The 17,429-nt window shown below is 68.1% G+C and carries 19 protein-coding genes; 8 read left to right on the top strand and 11 right to left on the bottom strand.

All coding sequences use genetic code 11. The annotated features are described in order from the left end of the window. Positions 1-24: 24 nt before the first annotated feature. From J3R73_RS26435 to J3R73_RS26425, 3 genes are all read right to left on the bottom strand, one after another. Positions 25-330, bottom strand: a complete 306-nt coding sequence (locus tag J3R73_RS26435) for a putative quinol monooxygenase (protein ID WP_307434279.1) — start codon at positions 328-330, stop codon at positions 25-27. Continuing rightward, the gene (nanR, locus tag J3R73_RS26430; RefSeq protein ID WP_307434277.1) at positions 330-1,046 is read right to left on the bottom strand and encodes a transcriptional regulator NanR; all 717 of its coding nucleotides are present in this window, start codon (positions 1,044-1,046) and stop codon (positions 330-332) included. The genes J3R73_RS26435 and nanR overlap by 1 nt, the downstream gene beginning before the upstream one ends. A 201-nt stretch (positions 1,047-1,247) precedes the next feature. Next, a complete protein-coding gene (locus J3R73_RS26425; RefSeq protein ID WP_307434275.1) occupies positions 1,248-2,465 on the bottom strand; it encodes an MFS transporter in 1,218 nt (405 codons plus the stop codon). A gap of 278 nt (positions 2,466-2,743) precedes the next feature. On the opposite strand from J3R73_RS26425, the gene J3R73_RS26420 reads away from it, so the two are divergent. The 3 genes from J3R73_RS26420 to J3R73_RS26410 all read left to right on the top strand — a co-directional run bounded on the left by J3R73_RS26420 (position 2,744) and on the right by J3R73_RS26410 (position 5,113). Next, positions 2,744-2,923 carry a hypothetical protein gene (locus tag J3R73_RS26420; RefSeq protein ID WP_307434273.1) on the top strand — a complete coding sequence of 60 codons (180 nt, stop codon included), beginning with the start codon at positions 2,744-2,746 and terminating at the stop codon, positions 2,921-2,923. Between the two features lie 221 nt (positions 2,924-3,144). Continuing rightward, positions 3,145-3,909, top strand: coding sequence for a bestrophin-like domain (locus tag J3R73_RS26415; protein WP_307434271.1), 765 nt, complete (start codon positions 3,145-3,147; stop codon positions 3,907-3,909). 109 nt (positions 3,910-4,018) lie between these two features. Further along, positions 4,019-5,113: a calcium:cation antiporter gene (locus J3R73_RS26410; RefSeq protein WP_307434269.1), complete on the top strand. Its 1,095-nt coding sequence runs from the start codon at positions 4,019-4,021 to the stop codon at positions 5,111-5,113. A 58-nt stretch (positions 5,114-5,171) separates the two neighbouring features. Here the strand turns inward: J3R73_RS26410 and J3R73_RS26405 are convergent, their stop codons facing one another. Beyond that, entirely contained in the window at positions 5,172-5,726 is a 555-nt protein-coding gene (locus J3R73_RS26405; RefSeq protein ID WP_307434267.1) for a hypothetical protein, read from the bottom strand. Positions 5,727-5,835: 109 nt separating this feature from the next. Then, a complete protein-coding gene (locus J3R73_RS26400) occupies positions 5,836-6,564 on the bottom strand; it encodes a class I SAM-dependent methyltransferase (RefSeq protein ID WP_307434265.1) in 729 nt (242 codons plus the stop codon). 184 nt (positions 6,565-6,748) lie between these two features. Here J3R73_RS26400 and J3R73_RS26395 point away from each other — a divergent pair, with 184 nt between their 5' ends. Then, positions 6,749-7,177, top strand: coding sequence for an acyl-CoA thioesterase (locus tag J3R73_RS26395; RefSeq protein WP_307434263.1), 429 nt, complete (start codon positions 6,749-6,751; stop codon positions 7,175-7,177). 626 nt (positions 7,178-7,803) lie between these two features. Next, entirely contained in the window at positions 7,804-8,118 is a 315-nt protein-coding gene (locus J3R73_RS26390) for a hypothetical protein (RefSeq protein WP_307434261.1), read from the top strand. Between the two features lie 31 nt (positions 8,119-8,149). On the opposite strand, the gene J3R73_RS26385 is transcribed toward J3R73_RS26390, so the two are convergent. The 3 genes from J3R73_RS26385 to J3R73_RS26375 form a co-directional block, all read right to left on the bottom strand. After that, positions 8,150-9,133, bottom strand: coding sequence for a D-2-hydroxyacid dehydrogenase (locus J3R73_RS26385; protein ID WP_307437709.1), 984 nt, complete (start codon positions 9,131-9,133; stop codon positions 8,150-8,152). Between the two features lie 90 nt (positions 9,134-9,223). Further along, entirely contained in the window at positions 9,224-10,153 is a 930-nt protein-coding gene (locus J3R73_RS26380; protein ID WP_307434259.1) for an SMP-30/gluconolactonase/LRE family protein, read from the bottom strand. Positions 10,154-10,314: 161 nt separating this feature from the next. Further along, a complete protein-coding gene (locus J3R73_RS26375; protein ID WP_307434257.1) occupies positions 10,315-10,932 on the bottom strand; it encodes a hypothetical protein in 618 nt (205 codons plus the stop codon). A 393-nt stretch (positions 10,933-11,325) separates the two neighbouring features. Between J3R73_RS26375 and J3R73_RS26370 the strand changes: the two genes are divergently transcribed. Further along, positions 11,326-11,919 carry a YceI family protein gene (locus tag J3R73_RS26370; RefSeq protein ID WP_307434255.1) on the top strand — a complete coding sequence of 198 codons (594 nt, stop codon included), beginning with the start codon at positions 11,326-11,328 and terminating at the stop codon, positions 11,917-11,919. After that, positions 11,916-12,548 (top strand): cytochrome b, encoded by a 633-nt coding sequence (locus tag J3R73_RS26365; protein WP_307434253.1) that lies wholly within the window; start codon positions 11,916-11,918, stop codon positions 12,546-12,548. The genes J3R73_RS26370 and J3R73_RS26365 overlap by 4 nt, the downstream gene beginning before the upstream one ends. A gap of 18 nt (positions 12,549-12,566) precedes the next feature. On the opposite strand, the gene J3R73_RS26360 is transcribed toward J3R73_RS26365, so the two are convergent. Genes J3R73_RS26360 through J3R73_RS26350 form a run of 3 tightly spaced genes read right to left on the bottom strand, consistent with a single transcriptional unit; the run spans position 12,567 to position 16,101 of the window. Then, a complete protein-coding gene (locus J3R73_RS26360; protein WP_307434251.1) occupies positions 12,567-13,550 on the bottom strand; it encodes an ABC transporter permease in 984 nt (327 codons plus the stop codon). Between the two features lie 5 nt (positions 13,551-13,555). Further along, a complete protein-coding gene (locus tag J3R73_RS26355; protein WP_307434249.1) occupies positions 13,556-15,040 on the bottom strand; it encodes a sugar ABC transporter ATP-binding protein in 1,485 nt (494 codons plus the stop codon). A 35-nt stretch (positions 15,041-15,075) separates the two neighbouring features. Beyond that, positions 15,076-16,101, bottom strand: a complete 1,026-nt coding sequence (locus J3R73_RS26350) for a sugar ABC transporter substrate-binding protein (RefSeq protein ID WP_307434246.1) — start codon at positions 16,099-16,101, stop codon at positions 15,076-15,078. A gap of 325 nt (positions 16,102-16,426) precedes the next feature. Between J3R73_RS26350 and J3R73_RS26345 the strand changes: the two genes are divergently transcribed. Next, positions 16,427-17,419 carry a dihydroxyacetone kinase subunit DhaK gene (locus J3R73_RS26345; protein ID WP_307434244.1) on the top strand — a complete coding sequence of 331 codons (993 nt, stop codon included), beginning with the start codon at positions 16,427-16,429 and terminating at the stop codon, positions 17,417-17,419. The last annotated feature ends 10 nt before the right edge of the window (positions 17,420-17,429 follow it).

Here is a 17,429-nt window from a genome sequence, read left to right as displayed (position 1 = left end):
TCGCGCGGGTCGGATCGTTTGAAATCAGACCGATCCCTCGCAGACGAGGTCGCCGGTCGTTATCGTTTTGGCCGCCACCAGCCCGGCGCTGTCGGCGTCGAAGCTGAGGAAATGGTCGGTGCGCATATGGGCCTCGAAGGCGGCCCGGTCGGCATAGATCTCGTAGAGGAGCACGCGGTCCGCCTCGTTCTCCGGCTCGACGACGTCGAAGCGCCGGCAGCCCGGCTCGGCCTGCACCGAGGCGCGGGCATTGGCGTCGATCAGCCGGCGGAACGCCGCGAGGGCGCCGGGCTTCACGCGAAAATCGACGATGACGACATAGCTCCCCATTACCGGCCCTCGACGATCGTCTTGTAGCGCCGTGCGATATAGTCGAGATGGCTGCGCATCGCCGCCTCGGCCCGGTCGGGATCGCGCGAGGCGACGCCCTCGAAGATGGCCCTGTGGGCCTCGTAGATCGTGTCGTAGAGGGCGGGATCGTGCGCCGGCCCCAAGGTCGTCTCGCGCTGTTCCAGCAGCCAGTCGGCGAGCGCGGCGTGGATCGCGGTGAAGATCGAATTGCCGGGGATCACCGCCAGCACATAGTGGAAGGCGACGTCCGTCTCGCGGAAGCGCTTGAGGTCGCCGATGGCCGCATGGTTGGCGGCGAGCGCCGCCTCGAATTCGGCGATGTCGTCATCGGTGGCGAAGGCGGCCGCATGGCGGGCGAGGCCGCCCTCGAAGAAGGCGCGGGCGTCCTGGAACTCCTCGACGCCGCCGGGAGCCGCCAGCATGTGGCGCGCCGTGCCGGAGAGGGCGCCGATGACGAATTCGGGCGTCGGTCGGCTGACGCGGGCGCGCTCGCCGGAGCGGATCTGCACGAGCCCCATCTTGCGCAGGTGGAAGAGCGCCTCGCGGATCGCCGGCCGCCCCACGCCGTAATGCCGCATCAGGTCCCGTTCGGAAGGCAGGAGATCGGCCTGCGCATACTGGCCGTCCTGGATCATCCGTTCCAGGTCGTCGGCCACTTCCTCGTACAGCTTGCGCCGCCGGATCGCTGCATGCATTTTGGTATACCTATGATACCAGGACGAAACGGACGCTAGCGCCGATCGGGGCGGCGGTCAAAGGAAATGCATGCTGCGCTGCAGCAGTCCGGTACCCGGCCGGCACAGTTCCGCGGCGGCGGCCCGGTCCGCTCGTTCTTCAGGCCGTGTGGATTGTCCATCGCCGACGTGGAGCGTCGGCCGGTCCTCGGGCCGGCGTCCTCAGCCGCGCCGCCTGCGCGCGCTGAGCCCCTCCGCCGCGAACAAGGCGAGCAGCAGCAGGCCGAGGGCGGCGCCCGCGTCGGCGGTCATCGTCCAGCCGCCGCGATGATAGGTCAGCGCGCCCAGGATCGAGCCGGCGGCGCCGCCCATGAAGTTGATCGTCATGTAGATCGCGTTGACGCGCCCGCGTATCTCGCTTGGCACCGAGAAGATGATGCGCTGGCTGACGACTTGGTTGGTCTGGACGGCCGCGTCGATGAGGAGGGTGAGCACGACCAGCGGCGCGAGCGCCATGGCGGCGACGGCGGGGCCGGTGGCATAGAAGGCGAGGCCGAGTGCCGCCATGGCGCCGGCCGTCGCCGGGCGGATCAGCCCGCGATCGGCGAGGCGTCCCGCGACCGGGGCGGCGAGCGCCCCGCCGGCGCCGGCGAGCGCGAACAGGCCGACGGCGTGTTCTCCCAGGCCGAAGCGGGCCGCCAGCATGAGCGGGGCCGCGGTCCAGAACATGTTGAAGCCGGCGAACATCAGGGCCTGGTACAGCGCGCGCCGCCGCAGGACGGGCATGTCGCGGAACAGCCCCGCCATCGACAGCAGCACCTGCCCGTAATGCATGCCGCCGCGGGGCGCATGCCGCGGCATCAGCCGCGACAGCAGGATGCCGATCGCCGCCATCAGCCCGGCGGAGCACCAGAACACGGTGCGCCAGCCGAAGCTGGCGGCGATGAAGAGCGAGGCCGGCCGGGCCAGCATGATCCCCGTCAGCACGCCGGCCATGATGTTGCCGACCACCCGCCCGCGCCGCTCCTGCGGCACGAGATGGGCGACGAAAGGCAGGAGCACCTGCGCGCCGGTCGAGCACAGGCCGATCAGGAAGGAGGCGGCGAAGAAGGGAAGCGCCGCGGTCGAGACGGCGACGCCGACCAGCCCGCAGATGGTCAGCGACAGCGTCGTCAGGACGAGGCGGCGGTTCTCGACGAGATCGGCGAGCGAGACCAGCAGGAACAGCCCGACGCCATAGCCGATCTGGGTGACGCCGACCACCGATCCCGCCAGATCGGGGCGGATGCCGATCTCGGGTGCGATCGAGGCGATCAGCGGCTGGGCGTAATAGAGGTTGGCGACGAGCGCGCCCGTCGCAATCGAGATCACGGTGACGAGCGCCGCGGAAGGTCCGGGCCTGGCCGCCGCGGCGCGTCCGGCCGACGGTTCAGGCGCCATGGTCGGCACGGTATGCAAGCGGGAAGGCCATCGCCGCGTAGTTAGAACGGAAGGCTCGCCTTTCATAGGGCGGAATGCAGGGGCCCATGGAAATTGAGGCGGCCTGCCGGTCTTCAGCCGGCCGGCCGCTTCCAGCCGACGCCTGCCGGGGCAGCACGTCGAATACTATATTTACCTCTTGAAGAAGAAGCGGAACAGGCGCAAGATTTGCGTGTTCATGTCGAAGGGAAAATTCCCTGATTAGCCGGCCGTTCAAGAGCCGGACTAGGAGGTACGTCATGGATCTCAGTGAAATGATCACCGGTTTTCTCGCCGTGCTCGTCTTTGCCATCCTGGGCATCGACACGGTGATGGATTGGCGCGCGCTTCCACGCAACGCCGTGCCGGCTCGCGCCGCTGCGGCGCCGGCGCGCCATAGTTTCGATTCGAGCATCAGCTGCGATATCGTCTGGTGCTGAACGTCGTCCCGGCGGCTTGCGGACGCCCCGATTCGCGACAGCGGAGGCGGGGCCGTCTTCATTGCGTGCCCATCGGCTGGATGTGGCCTGGCTGACGCATCGTCGTTCCCGGCGCTGAACGAGGGCGGTTCGTTCCGGCGGCATGGTCATCCCTTCGTCTGAATCGGGGGCGGCTCATCGCACAGGCTTTGTCGGCGCTGATGTTTTGCGGCCTGTTGAGCGTGAGCGCGATCTTCGGCTCGGTGCTGCGCAGATGGCTGCCGGAGACCCATCTGTCCGACCAGAACATCGAGGCGATCCGGCTCGTCACCAGCCTGCTGGTGACGTTCGTCGCGGTCATGCTCAGCCTTCAGCTCTCCTCGGTGAAGACGAGCTTCGACACCGCCTATCGCGACCGTGGCATCGATGCCGCCGAACTCGCCCGGCTCGACCAGTGCCTGCGCAATTACGGGCCGGAAGCGGAAGGGGCACGGGCGCTGCTGCGCGCCTATACGGCGGCGGTCGTCGCCAGCACATGGCCCGACGAGCCGCGGCCGCAGGCGGTCTCCTATCCCGACACCGCCGGCATGCCGCTTCGCGGCGAGAGCGCCACCCTCGGCGCCCTCATGAACAAGGCGGGCGTGGCGATCGATGCGCTCGCCCCCGCGGATGCGCTGCATGCCAATCTCGCGGCGCGCTGCCGGGCCGTCTATGGCGGTGTCCAGACCAGCCGCTGGACGGTGATCGAGGACGTCCACGGCCCGTATTCGGCCCTGTTCTCCAATGTCGTCACGATCTGGCTGATGCTGGTGTTCCTGAGCTTCGGCCTGCAGGTCCCGCGCAAGCGCATGGCGGCGGTGGTGATCGGCATCGGCGTGGTGTCGATCTCCAGCGTGATCTTCGTGATCCAGGATCTCGAAAGGCCCTATGGCGGCCTGTTCGGCATTCCCAGCACGACGATGCGCGACACCCTCGCCGACATGCTGCGCCTCGATCCCTCCCCCTGATCCCGCCGCGCGATTTTGCGCTGGATCTCGGCGGCGCGAATGCGCAATGTCGCGGGGGGCCGCCGTTTCCGGCGGCCGCGAGGACGATGCTGCGAATGAATGTGAATCCATGAAAGTCACGGACTGGGCCCGCCTCGCCGTCGCCTGGGCGACGGTGGCGCTCTTTCTCCTCATCAGCCCGGATTGGCTGTCCGGCTCCGGCGGGCCGGCCGTGTCGGCGCTGGTCTTCTTCTGGCTGCTCGGCGTCACCGTGTGGTCCGCCTTCGGCGGCGTGCACGCGGCGGAGGAAATGGCCGAGCGCCTCGGCGAGCCCCTGGGCACGCTGGTGCTCACGCTGTCGATCGTCATCATCGAAGTTGCGCTGATCTCGGCGGTGATGCTGGGGGCGAAGGCCGCTCCCACGCTCGGGCGCGACACCATGTTCGCCGTGCTGATGATCGTGCTCAACGGCGTGGTCGGGCTGGGACTGCTGCTCGGCGGCCTGCGCCACAAGCAGCAATTCTTCAACCTGCAGGGCGCGTCGGCCTATCTGGCCGTCATCATTCCCCTCGCGATGATCGCGCTTCTCCTGCCGAACTTCACGGTGTCGACGGAGGGAGGCACGCTGAGCACGGCGCAGGCCGTGTTCTTCTCGCTCTTCACCGTCCTGCTCTACGGCATCTTCCTCGTCCTGCAGACCGGCCGCCACAAGGACTTCTTCGTCGAGCCGGGCGAGAGCGCGACGGCCGGGCCGGTCGATCCGCCGCCGCTGCCGTCGCTGGCGCGCAACGTGGTCCTCCTGCTCGCGGGCATCCTGCCGATCGTCATCCTGTCGAAGAGCCTCGCGGCCATCCTCCATTACGGCATCGGCGCCGTCGGCGCCCCGCCGGCGCTCGGCGGCGTCATCATCGCCATCGTCGTGTTCATGCCCGAGGGCATCTCCGCCCTGCGTGCGGTCAGCGCCAACGAATTGCAGCGCGCCGTCAACCTGTGCCTCGGCGCGGTCGCCTCGACGCTCGGCCTGACGGTTCCCGCCGTCCTCGCCATCGGCCTGATCACCGGTCAGACGGTGACGCTCGGTCTCGACCCGATCAACATGGTGCTGCTCACCACAACGCTGATCCTGAGCACGCTGACCTTTTCCGGCTCGCGCACCACCACGCTGGAGGGCGCCGTCCACCTCGTGATGTTCTTCGTGTTCGTGGTGCTGATCTTCAGTCCGTGAATCCAGCCGCTCGGCCGCAGAGGCCGGCGTCCCTGCATCGGACGCTTCCGCTTCGCCCTCAGGCGATCTTCTTCAGGTCCTGGAGGCGGACAGGCCCGTGCTGGCTGGCGAAACGCAGGCTCGTATCGGCGCCCTGCTGCTGGGAGATGCCGGCGATGACGTGGTCGCCCGTATCGTAGACCGCGAGAACGCCGCCGTCCTCGATCGCCAGGCGCCGCTTCATCGGGAAGATCGCATAGCGCGTCGCGTTCTGACGCCCCGCCGAGGCCGGCGTTCCCAGCTCGCCAGGCCACCAGCCCGAGCCGGCCTCCTGCGCCGAAGGGCTGCGGGTGTCGGACCGCGTACCGGCCGGGTCGCCCGCCTCCGGGAGCCGCTGGCAGAGGTCGGAAGCGAGCGCATCGAGACGCGCCTTCATGCCGTTGTCGAACATGTTCCCCACCATCGTCATGCCGCCGCGCATCCACTGGGACATGCCGCCGAAATCGGGATGGGAGAACTGGGCCATGGTTCCGCCGCTGCGCCGCAGCGCTTCGAGGCACGCCCTGACGGCGCTCTCGGAGACCCGGTGGCGCAGGGACATTTCGATGACCAGCTTGCGATCGTCGACCGGCATGTCGTTCCCTCCTTCATGGACAGGGCGGCCTTCGGCGGCCCCCGCGAACAGGAACGGGCATGCCAAGCGAGGGTTCCTCCGGCGCGACGCGGGTGGGAGGCCGTCGCCGCTACCGCTGCGCCGAGACCAGGAGCATCATCGGGCGCTCCACTTCGTCGGCGAGCGCCGGCTGGGCGGCGAGTTGCGCCGGGGCGGGGCTCCACTCCTCGACATGGCGGATGGCGAAGCCCGCGGCGATCAGCGCGTTGAGCGTCGTGCCGAGCCGCCGGTGCTGCTTGACGACACCCTCGGCGAGCCAGTCGGTCACGCGCGGGCCCTCCACCGCATAGCCGTCGACCGGCCATGTCCGGCGGCCGTCCGCTCCTACTGCCCAGCCGGGCCTCGCCGGCGCCATGAAGATCGGGTGCTCGATGGTGAAGACGAAGTGGGCGCCGGCCACGAGGGCGCGGTGCACCACGGCGACCAGCCGCCCGAAATCCTCGATATAATGCAGCGCGAGCGAGCTGTAGGCGAAGTCGAAGGCGGCTTCCTCCAGCTGCAGCGTCTCGAGGTCGGCGATGACGTAGTCGATGCCGCCGTCCCGGGTCTCGGCCCGCGCGCGGCCGATCATGTTCTCGGAGAGGTCGAGGCCGAGCACATGCGCCGCGCCCTGCCGTCGCGCCCAGCGCGCGAACCAGCCGAAGCCGCAGCCGAGGTCGACGACGCGCTTGCCCGGGAGGTCCGGCAGCAAGGCCCGGATGGAAGGCCATTCCGGCGCCCCGTCGAGGCCGTACACCGAGCGCGCAAGGCGGCTGTAGCCGGCAAAAAAGTCCGGCGTGTCGTAGATGTTCTGGGCCATGGCTCGCTCCCCTGTCCCCGTGCCCCGGTCGAAACGGGCGCGATGATAGCGAGGATGGCGGCCGGAACAATTATCGGGCGCGCCTGGACGGATCGGCGTGCTCCGCCGCACAATTGCCCGCTATGGGGGCTATGGCTTGCGCCTGCTTCCGATCCGGCAAGCTCCAGGGGAAAATCGTACGGCCATGTTTCAATCCGCCCTTCCCCACGAATATGCCGTGGGCATCGAGCAGGCCGACATCGACTTCATGGGTCATGTCAACAATGCCAGCTATCTCAAATGGGTGCAGGCTGCGATCGTCAGCCATTGGGAGCGTTTCGCTCCCGCCGAGGCGGTGAAGAGGCTGGCCTGGGTCGCGCTGAAGCACGAGATCGTCTATCGCAAGCCCGCCTTCCTCGACGACGACGTCGTCGCCACCGTGATCCTCGAAAAGGTCTATGGGGCGAGGGCCTTTTACGAAGTGATCATCCGGCGCGGCGAAGTCGTGCTCGCCGAGGTGAAATCGAGCTGGTGCTGCCTCGACGCGACGACGCACCGGCCGGCGCGTCTTGCCGGCAGCATCATCGAACGCTTCCGGGGCAAGACGGACACCGAAGAGAAGGTTGAGAGCTGAGGCGCGGGGCGCTGCCCGGTCGGGGCATTCTTCCAGGGAGTTCCGCTCTCGAAAGAATTCGTCCCCCGGCGGAAAAGTCGAGCGTGCGGAGCGCACCGAACAGCCATCTCGCCGGCGAGCCGCCGGGGCGGCTGGCCTGTCGGAACGTTCGGCGTTTGAACTTGCGATAGCGCGGGCGGCGTTCGTTTTACCGCCGATCTTGCTTGCCGCAACGCAGTGCGCGTCCGAAATCCCGGAAAATTGGATTTCCCGACCGCGCCGTTTGCAGGAAGGCTCCCGGGAGGCAAGCAGAAAGCGGGCCTTCTTCCGGGTTCTTCGAACAGAGACGACGCGGTACATCCTCCCCCCGCAAACTATTTGGATTTCTGCTGTTGATGAAGTAGACGTCAGGCGGTATACCCACACCGTTGTCTGAATTCTCCTGCGCATCGGGGGAGCGGTTGCATGTTCGATCCAAGCAGATCGGAACTCGACGTCAAGTTCGAGGCCGGGGGGAATGTTCGGCGGGCCGGTAGAGGCGCCGTGCTGAGCGCGCCTCACGGTCGTCGATGCCGCATTCCCGACACAGACGCCTGCGGAGGGCATGGACAGGCCTGGGCCGCCGGCCATGCACCTGAGCGCAGACGGTGACGGTGGCGATCGATCTCAGCAGGGCGCAAGCCGGTACCCGCTTCGAGGCGCGCGACGGCGAAGTATGGACTTATATCGGCCCGTCCTTTCGGCATGATGTCTATGAATATTCACTCCAGGGCAGCGACCTGGTCAAATGCATCTTCACCCGCGACGGACATTACTGGGTGGTCGGTGAATCGCCGCACGACCTCGTCAGGACGATCCACCGGGAGGAAGCTGCCCCCGGCGGCAACGAGCCTGCATCCTGGCATTGCATCGACCTTCCCTTCGGCGATGCCGCCGATCTCCGCATGACGCGCCGGCGATAGGCCGGTCCGGCATTCGCGTTGCCGGCCGCCGTCAGCCGCCGACGAGGTGGCGCGGCGTGCCCTGCATGAACAATTCGATGTTCTCGATCAGTTGGTCGGCGAGCCCCTGGATGGCTTCGCGGCTCGACCAGGCGACATGCGGCGTCAGGATGAAATTCGGCAAGCCCAGCAGGCGCATCATCACGTGATCGGCCGGCGGCGGCTCCGCCGTCACCACGTCGAAGCCGGCGCCGGCGATCTGCCCGCCGACCAGGGCGTCGTGCAGGGCCTGCTCGTCGACGAGGCCGCCGCGGGCGGTGTTGATCAGAAGGGGGCGGCGCGCCATGGCCGCGAACTCCGCCGCGCCGATCATGTTGCGGGTCGACGGCATCAGCGGCGAATGCAGGGTGATGACGTCGCTCTGCGCCAGCACGTCCTCGAACGCGGTATAGAGCGGCCCCATGCCCGCGCTGCCCTTGTAGGCGGCGAACAGGACGCGCATCCCGAACGCCTTGCCGATGTCGGCGACCGACCGGCCGAGCACGCCGTCGCCGATGATGCCGAGGGTAGCGCCGGCGAGATCGTGGATCGGATGATCGAAGAAGCAGAATTGGCCCGATTCCTGCCAGCGCCCGTTCCTCACCGAGTCCCGATAGGCGAGGATGCTCCGGCGCAGTGCCAGGATCAGGGCGAAAGTGTGCTCGGGCACGGTGTGCACGGCGTAGTTGCGGATGTTGCACACGCTGACGCCCCGCGCTGCGCAGGCCGCGAGGTCGACGACGTCGGTGCCGGTGGCGGCGACCGCGACGAGGCGCAGGCGGGGCGCGGCGGCGATCGCCTCCGCCCGGATCGGCGCCTTGTTGGTGATGACGATCTGCGCACCGGCGATCCGTTCGGCGACCTCGGCCGGCGTGGTGCTCTCATGCACCACGAGGCGGTGGGCGAAGCCGAGCGGCCGCACCCGGGTCTCCTCGGGCAGCGTCGCCCTGTCGAGGAAGACGACGTCGACGGGCTCCGTCCGGTCCGTCACGCGCATGCCGTCCTCTTGATCCCGGTCCTGATGCCGTTCTGCCATGCGATATCCTCCTGCGTCATGTCTCCGTGGGGAGCGTCACCGCCTGCCGCCTCACGCGCAGCCCCTCGTATTGACATAGAGGGCATAGACCGACTGGCTCGCCGCCATGAACAGCCGGTTGCGGTGGGGGCCGCCGAAGCACAGATTGGCGCAGCGCTCGGGCAATTGGATGCGTCCGATCCTCTGGCCTTCGGGCGAGTAGACGACGACACCGTCGAGCTCGGGACGGCCCATGCCCCAGCCGCACCACAGATTGCCGTCCTCGTCGACGCGAAAGCCGTCGAGGGCGCCGCCGTCGTCGGCGGTCAGGAAAGTGCGCCGTCCGGCCAGTTCGTCGCCGGCGACGTCGAAAGCAAGGATCCGGCGCGGCGACACCCGGCCCTCGACGATGTAGAGCGTCCGCTCGTCCGGGGAGAAGGCGAGGCCGTTGGGGCCGCGAATGCCTTCGGCGGCGGCGCTCGCCGCACCCGTGACGCCGTCGATGCGGTAGACATTGGCGGGGAGCTCCGGCTGGGCGCGGCCGCCCTCATAGTCGCTGTCGATGCCGAAGGGCGGATCGGTGAACCAGATCGAGCCGTCGCGCTTGACCACGATGTCGTTGGGCGAATTGAGCCGCTTGCCTTCGAAGCTGTCGAGGAGGACGGTGATCGAGCCGTCATATTCGGTGCGCGTCACCCGTCTGGCGCCGTGCTCGCAGGTGAGGAGGCGGCCCTGCCGGTCCCGTGTATTGCCGTTGGCGAAGTTGGAGGGCTTGCGGTAGATGCCGGTCGTGCCGGTTTCCTCGTCCCAGCGCAGGATGCGGTTGTTCGGGATGTCGCTCCACAGCAGGCATCGCGCATCGCCGAACCATACCGGCCCTTCGGCCCAGCGGCAGCCGGTGTACAGGCGCTCCACCGCCGCCAGCGGATGGCGGTATTTCTCGAAGGAGGGATGCAGGATCTGCACCGCCGGGTCGGGGTAGAAGGGCGTCGGCTGCCACATGCCGTCTGGTCCTGGGTGTCGTGCGGGGAGCGATGGACGCGGAACGCCCGTTCAGGCCTGGAGCGCCACACGGACGCTCCCGCTTCGGGCAGCATAGGCGATTCGCCGCCTCCGTCCGCCGCTTATCGCGCCTCCAGTCCGGCACGAGGGGCTGCACCCCGTCACATCGGCGGCGCGACGCCATGGGTGCCGACGACGACGAAGCCGGCGCTCAGGGCCGAGCCCGCGCCCGCTTCGGCGGGAACGAACACCGTGGCGCCCGGCTTGAGGTCGTCCGGCGTCGCCGGCGCGAAGGTCACGACGGGCGTGCCCTGCGCGATCGTGACGGTCTTCTGCCCGCCCTGATAGGTCAGGGTGAGCGTGCGGCCGTGGACGTCCGCCACGGCGTTGGCGACGGTGGCGTTCGTCATCGTGCTGCCAGGCTGGAGGTCCCAGGGATAGCTGCCTTCGCCCGTGCCCTTCATCGCGGCGGGGAAGACCAGCACTTCGACGGCGCCGTCGCCGCCGGCCGCTGTCGGCAGGGACGCGACGCCGACGAAGTCGCCCGGCTTGATCGCCTCGACCGCGGCCCTGGCGACGCCGGTGACCTTCCAGCCGGGCTTCAGCGTGACGGCGACGGTGTCGCCCTCGCGGGTCTTCACCGTCAGTGCAGGCCCCTCCAGGCTGACGACGGTGCCGCGCACGCGCACGGTCTTGACCTGCGCCAGGACCGCCTGCGCGGGGATGGCGGCCAGCAAGGCGGCGACGCCGATGGCGCCGAGGGCCGATGTGATCTTCATTGTCGTTCTCCCGGAATGAGGCCCGCGGGCACGGCGGAGGCCGTCCCCGAGGGCGAAAAGCAGCCGAGATGTCCCACAGCCCGAAGAAGGCTTGGTTCAAATAGAATTGATCGACTACGCTTGTCGTCGGGCGCGGGACCGCGACAAGGTGGGGCCGAGGCCCGAAATCGAAGCAAAGACGGCCCAGACCCGGCCGGGGCGGCCCCCCGTCCGGGAAGAACGGCGCGGCGGAACATCACGACAGAGTGATCGGACCGGCAAACGGCCTCGATCGAGGTGATTTCGTCCGCTCATGCGCCGAATAATCGTCCTGCTCATGTGTTCTGCTCCCGACCACAGCGCTGGGCGGCATGGGCGCCATGCCGGCTCCGCCCGCCCCGAAGGAACACCGCCATGATGAAACCGAAGCCGATGGGCCCCCGCCCCCTCCTCAGCGCCGCCCTGGCGGCGCTGTTCCTCGCTCATGCCGCCGTGCCGGCCGTCGCCGCCCAGCGCAAATGGCGCATCGACCCGGGCCAGACCTCGATCGGCTTCGTGGTCGACGGCGTCGGCTGGCCGCAGACCAAGGGTCGTTTCCGCGACTTCGAAGGCCGCATCGCCATCGACTTCGACCATCCCGAGTCGAGCCACGTCTCCTTCCATGTCGCCGCCAAGTCGGTCGACGTCGGCTCGCCGTCCTTCGACGACTATCTGCGCACGGACGCTTTCTTCGATGCCGCCCGCTTCCCGACCATCGCCTTCGAATCCACCAAGGTGGAGAAGGTCGATGACCGCCATGCGCGCGTCACCGGCAACCTGACCCTGCGCGGCGTCACGCGGCCGCTGACCATCGACGTCGAGGTCGAAGGCGCCGCCGGCGCCAGCGCCCGCCTCGGCTTCCGCGCGACGGGCACGATCCATCGGCTGGCCTTCAACATGAGTGCGGGCTTCCCCGCCATCAGCAACGACGTGGCGCTCGTCGTCACGACGCAGGCCCTGGCCGAATGACCACCCTTTCGCCGCGCCGGCGCTGGAGCCCGGCCGGGCAGGCGCTGCACTGGCTGTCGGCGGCGCTGATCCTGTTCATGCTCGGCCTCGGGCTCGTCATGGTCGAGTTCGTCGAGGATCCGGGCCGGCGCTTCGAGCTCTACCAGCTGCACAAGACCTGCGGCGCGTTCGTCTTCCTGCTCCTCGCGCTGCGGACGGCGTGGCGGCTCTTCGCCGTCGCGCCGTCGCCGCCCGCGACGATGCCGGGGCATGAGCGCCTCCTCAGCCGGACGGTCCATGTCGTGCTCTATCTGATGATCTTGGCGATCACCCTTTCGGGCTATGTGATGATCTCGTCCTCACCCCTGCCGCTGCCGGTCGAACTGCCGGGCGGCCTCGCCGTGCCGAACCTGATCGCGCCGGATTATGGCCTGTCGGAGACGATGAAGACCCTGCATCACCGCCTCGCCTGGGTGCTGCTGGGGCTGGTGGCGCTGCATGTCCTCGCGGCCCTGAAGCACCATTTCTGGGACCGCGACGACGTCCTTCGGCAGATGCTGCCGCTCGTGCGGGCTCGCAGGGAGGGTCGATCACCGGTCGACCGGCCTCCCGGCGGCGGGCTCCCCGCTGCCGAGAGGGGCGATCGGTGATCGCATCTTTCGCGGGGCTCAGCCGCTGCGGCGGCGCTGGTTGAGCGAATCGAAGAGGACGGCGAGGAAGATCACCGCGCCCTGGATGAACTGCACCCAGAACGGCTCGACATTGTTGAGGGTGAGGCCGTTGTTGATCACGCCGATCAGCAGCACGCCCAGGATGGTGCCGAGCATGCTGCCGCGGCCGCCGAACAGCGAGGCGCCGCCGATGACCACCGCGGCGATGGCGTTGAGTTCGAGGCCGTTGGCGGCGATCGGCTGGGCCGAATCGAGCCGGCCCGTGAGGATGATGCCGCCGAGGCCGGCGAGGCCGCCGGAGATGAGATAGACGAGCATCAGCGTGCGCCGGACGGGGATGCCCGCCATCACCGCCGCCTCGCGGTTGCCGCCGACCGAATAGACCTCGCGGCCGAACACCGTCTTGGTGAGGACGAAGGCGCCGATGACGAGTGCGGCCGCCGCCACCAGGCCGGCGATCGGCAGATAGCCGACGAGCCCGCCGCCGATGGCGTCGAAGGCATCGTCGAAGCCGAACACCGTCTGCCCGTTGGGGATGATGAAGGCGAGGCCGCGTGCCATCGCCATCGCCGCCAGGGTGACGATGAACGGGTTCATGTTGAGATAGGTGACCGAAAACCCGTTGAAGAGCCCGCAGGCGAGCCCGACCAGGATGCCGAGCAGGACGGCGGCCGGGATCGGCACATTGGCATGGAGCGCGAGGCCGGTCAGCACCCCCGAAAGCGCCACCACCGAGCCCGAGGACAGGTCGATGCCGCCGGTGATGATCACGAAGGTCTGGCCGCAGGCGACGATGGCGATCAGCGAGCTCGCCACCAGGATCGACATGATGTTGGGCGTCGACAGGAAGGACGAGGTCGTGAACGACAGATAGAGCACGATCGCGAGGAAGACCACGATGATCGCGATCTCGCTCATGTCGCCGCCGAGGAGGCGCGGTCTCTTCCGGCTGGCCGCCGGCGGGGCTTCGTTTGTGACCATGCTGTTTATCCGACCGCGGCCAGGGACATGATGCGGTCCTGGCTGAATTGAGGGCGCTCGACTTCCCCTGCCAGCCGCCCGGCGCGCAGCACGCCGATGCGGTCGCACAGGCCGAGAAGCTCGAGCATGTCCGAGGAGACGATGACGACGGCCGCACCGCGGGCGGCGAGTTCGCCGATCAGCGTGTAGACCTCGACCTTGGCGCCGACGTCGACGCCGCGGGTCGGCTCGTCGAGCAGGAAGATGCGCGGTGCCACACTGATCGCCCGCGCCAGCACCACCTTCTGCTGGTTGCCGCCGGACAGGCGCCGGACCTCCTGGCCCGCCGATGTCGCCCGGATGCGCAGGTTGCGGATCGAGGTCTCCGCCAGTCTCTGCACCTTGCGCGCGGACATGATGCCGAGCCAGGACAGCGCATTAAGGGTGGACATGGCGATGTTCTGGCGGATGGAGAACGCCAGCACCAGGCCTTCGAGCTTGCGGTCTTCCGGCGTGAGCACGATGCCGCTGCGCAGCGAGCGGCGCGGCGAATGCGGCCGATAGGCCTCGCCCGCGACCCGGATGCGGCCGGCGGAGATCGGCAACGCCCCGAACAGCGCCTTCAGCACTTCGGTCCGGCCGGCGCCGACCAGGCCGGCGAGGCCGTAGATCTCGCCGGCGCGCACGGTGAAGCTGACCCCGTCGAAATGGCCGGCGCTCGAAAGCCCTTCCACGTCCAGGAGGGACGGGCCGAGCGTAATGTCCTGCTTGGGAAAGAAGCTGTCGATTGGCCGGTTGACCATGGCCTGCACCATGGTCTCCTCGGTCCATTGGGGCGTCGCGCGCGTGTCGACGCAGCGCCCGTCGCGCATCACGGCGATGCGGTCGGAGACCTTGAACACCTCGTCGAGGTGATGGCTGATGAAGATGATGCCGACGCCCTGCGCCTTCAGCTTGGCGACGGTGCCGAAGAGGCTTTCCACCTCATGGCTGGTCAGCGTCGCCGTCGGCTCGTCCATGACGATGACGCGGGCCTTGCGCGACAAGGCGCGGCCGATCTCGACGAGCTGGCGCTGGGCGAGGGACAGCGAGCGGATCTTGGCGGAGGGCGGGATGTCGAGGCCGACCTGCGCGAGCACGGCGCGGGCCTGCTGCATCAGCGCGCCGGACCGCACCGTGCCGAGGCCGGTGCGGGGCAGCGTGCCGGCGAAGATGTTCTCCGCCACGCTCTGGTCCGGGAAGAGGCTCAGTTCCTGGTGGACGACGATGATGCCCGCCTCCAGGGCCTGGCGCGGGTTCTGCGGCGAGAACGCGGCGGTGCCGAGCCGGATGGTGCCCTGGTCCGGCTGGTAGATGCCGGCCAGGACCTTCATCAGCGTCGACTTGCCGGCACCGTTCTCGCCGACGATGCCCAGAACCTCGCCCTCGTCGAGCGAGAGCGAGACGTCAGAGAGAACGGTGACACCGAGGAACGCCTTCGAGACGTTCGCCATGTCGAGAATACGCGGCACTGGCTCTCCCCGTTCTGGAGCGGATGACGGTGCGGTCAGCCCTTGGTGACGTCGTCGGCCCACAGGCCGTAGGATTTCACCTCGGCGCTGTCGATATTCGCCTTGGTCAGCAGGATGTGCGGCCAGAACTGATGGGCCGGGATCTTGGACTTGTCGCCGTTGAAGTAGGCGTTGACATAGTCCACCGCCTGCGCCGCCATCGTCAGCGGGTTCTGCGAGAGGGTGGCGTCCATGTCGCCCTTGCGGATCGCCGTCAGCGCCTGCTCGGTGCCGTCGATGCCGATGATGATGATGTGCTTGGGATCGTCGATGGGCATGTTGCGGCTCGCCTGCCTGACGGCGCGCAGCGCACCCACGGCGTTGTCGTCATTGCCGTTGAACACCGCGTCGATCTGCGGGTTGGCGGCCATGATCTGGCTCATCAGGTTGAAGGCCTTCTCCTGGTCGAACTGGGCTTCCTGCCGGGCGACCAGCTTCAGGTCGGGCGCCTCGGCCGAGATCTTCTTGAACTCGTCCATGAAGCCCTTGTCGCGATCGTCGCCGGCCGTCGTGCCGAGCAGGCCGACGAGGTTGACGACGTTGCCCTGCACCTTGCCGTAGCGTTTCTTGAGCTGGGCGGCGATGTATTGCGCGCCTTCGCGGCCGAGCGCGACGTTGTCGGTCTCCAGGAAGTTGGTCTGGCAGTCGCCGCAGGCGGCGCCGCGGTCGAGCGTGAACACCGGGATCTTCTTCTTCTCGGCCTGCTGCACCACCGGCACGATGGAGTTGGCGTTGATCGGGTTGAGGATCAGCGCATCGACGCCCTGGTTGATCAGGTCGACCACCATGGTCGACTGGGTGTTGGCGTCGCCATTGGCGTTGGTGTTGAGCAGCGTCATGCCGGGATATTTCTTCACGGCGTCGACCACGCCCTTCGTCATGCCCTGGAAGAAGGGATTGGCGAGGGTGGCGACATTGTAGCCGATCTTCAGCGGCTTGCCCTGTGCGAACGCCAGCCGCCCGCCGAGGGTCGAGGCGGCGACGACCGACGCACCGGCCAGCATGAACTCGCGACGATTCATTCTTTCAACTCCCTGGTTTCCTCCGGCCCTCGATCAGGCCGCCCTTTTTCGTTGATGACCCACGGCCGAACTCCCGTCGGCTTCCTGCGTCATGTCAGCATATCCGACACGTAACCACCGCTGGCGTCAAGTAGGGAAGCGTGTCAGGCTTGCGCAAACTCCGTCATCGGGCATCATGTTCGTTCGGTCGCAGTCGAAATCCGTCAGGCGCGACCGGGCGAGTTAGGGTTTGCGCATTCGTTCGAACTGCGGCAGGTTGGCGCCGCCGCTTCGCTCGCCCCCGACAACAAGATGCGCGGTGACGGCCTTTTCCGTGGGAGGAATGATGAAAAAGGTCATGAATTCGCCCGTCAGCTATGTGGACGACATGCTGTCCGGCCTGTGCCTGGCGCATGAGCGCCACTTCCGGCAGCCGGAGCGGCGGGTCATCGTCCGGGCCGGCGGTGCGGTGAAGGGCAAGGTCGGCATCGTCACCGGCGGCGGCTCGGGGCACCTGCCGATCTTCACCGGCTATATCGGGCCGGGCCTGCTCGACGCCTGCGCCATCGGCGACGTCTTCGCCTCGCCCTCGGCCGACCAGATGGCGAGCGCCATGCGCCATGCCGACGGCGGCGCCGGCGTGCTCCGGCTCTACGGCAATTACGGCGGCGACGTCATGAATTTCGACATGGCCGGCGAGATGCTGGAGATGGAGGACATCGCCTCGACCACCGTGCTGCTCGCCGACGACGTCGCCTCGGCGCCGGCGGCGGAAGCCGAGAAGCGGCGCGGCGTGGCGGGTATGGTGTTCGCCTTCAAGGCAGCCGGCGCCCGCGCCGAGGAGCGCGCCACCCTCGACGAGGTCACGGCGTCGGCGCAGAAGACGGCCGACGCCTGCCGCTCGATCGGCTTCGCCCTCACGCCCTGCATCGTGCCGCAGGCCGGCGCCCCCACCTTCAACCTCGCCGAGGACGAGATGGAGATGGGCATGGGCATCCATGGCGAGCCCGGGATCTGGCGCGACAAGCTGAAGACGGCGGACGAGATCACCGACGAGATGGTCGACCACCTGCTGGACGACGTGCCGCTCGGCCGGGGAGAGCGCATCGCGCTACTGGTCAATTCGCTCGGCGCGACGCCGCTGGAAGAACTCTACATCATGTATCGGCGCATCCGCGAACGCTTCGACGACAGGGGCGTGACCATCGTCTCGCCGCTGGTCGGCCGCTACGCGACGTCGATGGAGATGGCGGGCGCCACCCTCACGCTCTGCCGCCTCGACAGCGAGATCGAGCGGCTGCTCGCCGCGCCCTGCGACTGCCCCTTCTGGAAAATCTGATCGTCTGGAA

Origin of the sequence: Labrys monachus (genome assembly GCF_030814655.1) — a bacterium.
Taxonomy (GTDB): Bacteria; Pseudomonadota; Alphaproteobacteria; order Rhizobiales; family Labraceae; genus Labrys; species Labrys monacha.
This window is presented reverse-complemented; position numbering and strand designations above follow the sequence as displayed.

Coding starts and splice junctions, on each gene's coding strand:
- J3R73_RS26435 (WP_307434279.1), bottom strand. CDS start 330: ATGGGGAGCTATGTCGTCATCGTCGATTTTCGCGTGAAGCCCGGCGCC.
- nanR (WP_307434277.1), bottom strand. CDS start 1,046: ATGCATGCAGCGATCCGGCGGCGCAAGCTGTACGAGGAAGTGGCCGAC.
- J3R73_RS26425 (WP_307434275.1), bottom strand. CDS start 2,465: ATGGCGCCTGAACCGTCGGCCGGACGCGCCGCGGCGGCCAGGCCCGGA.
- J3R73_RS26420 (WP_307434273.1), top strand. CDS start 2,744: ATGGATCTCAGTGAAATGATCACCGGTTTTCTCGCCGTGCTCGTCTTT.
- J3R73_RS26410 (WP_307434269.1), top strand. CDS start 4,019: ATGAAAGTCACGGACTGGGCCCGCCTCGCCGTCGCCTGGGCGACGGTG.
- J3R73_RS26405 (WP_307434267.1), bottom strand. CDS start 5,726: ATGCCGGTCGACGATCGCAAGCTGGTCATCGAAATGTCCCTGCGCCAC.
- J3R73_RS26400 (WP_307434265.1), bottom strand. CDS start 6,564: ATGGCCCAGAACATCTACGACACGCCGGACTTTTTTGCCGGCTACAGC.
- J3R73_RS26395 (WP_307434263.1), top strand. CDS start 6,749: ATGTTTCAATCCGCCCTTCCCCACGAATATGCCGTGGGCATCGAGCAG.
- J3R73_RS26385 (WP_307437709.1), bottom strand. CDS start 9,133: ATGCGCGTGACGGACCGGACGGAGCCCGTCGACGTCGTCTTCCTCGAC.
- J3R73_RS26380 (WP_307434259.1), bottom strand. CDS start 10,153: ATGTGGCAGCCGACGCCCTTCTACCCCGACCCGGCGGTGCAGATCCTG.
- J3R73_RS26375 (WP_307434257.1), bottom strand. CDS start 10,932: ATGAAGATCACATCGGCCCTCGGCGCCATCGGCGTCGCCGCCTTGCTG.
- J3R73_RS26370 (WP_307434255.1), top strand. CDS start 11,326: ATGATGAAACCGAAGCCGATGGGCCCCCGCCCCCTCCTCAGCGCCGCC.
- J3R73_RS26365 (WP_307434253.1), top strand. CDS start 11,916: ATGACCACCCTTTCGCCGCGCCGGCGCTGGAGCCCGGCCGGGCAGGCG.
- J3R73_RS26360 (WP_307434251.1), bottom strand. CDS start 13,550: ATGGTCACAAACGAAGCCCCGCCGGCGGCCAGCCGGAAGAGACCGCGC.
- J3R73_RS26350 (WP_307434246.1), bottom strand. CDS start 16,101: ATGAATCGTCGCGAGTTCATGCTGGCCGGTGCGTCGGTCGTCGCCGCC.
- J3R73_RS26345 (WP_307434244.1), top strand. CDS start 16,427: ATGAAAAAGGTCATGAATTCGCCCGTCAGCTATGTGGACGACATGCTG.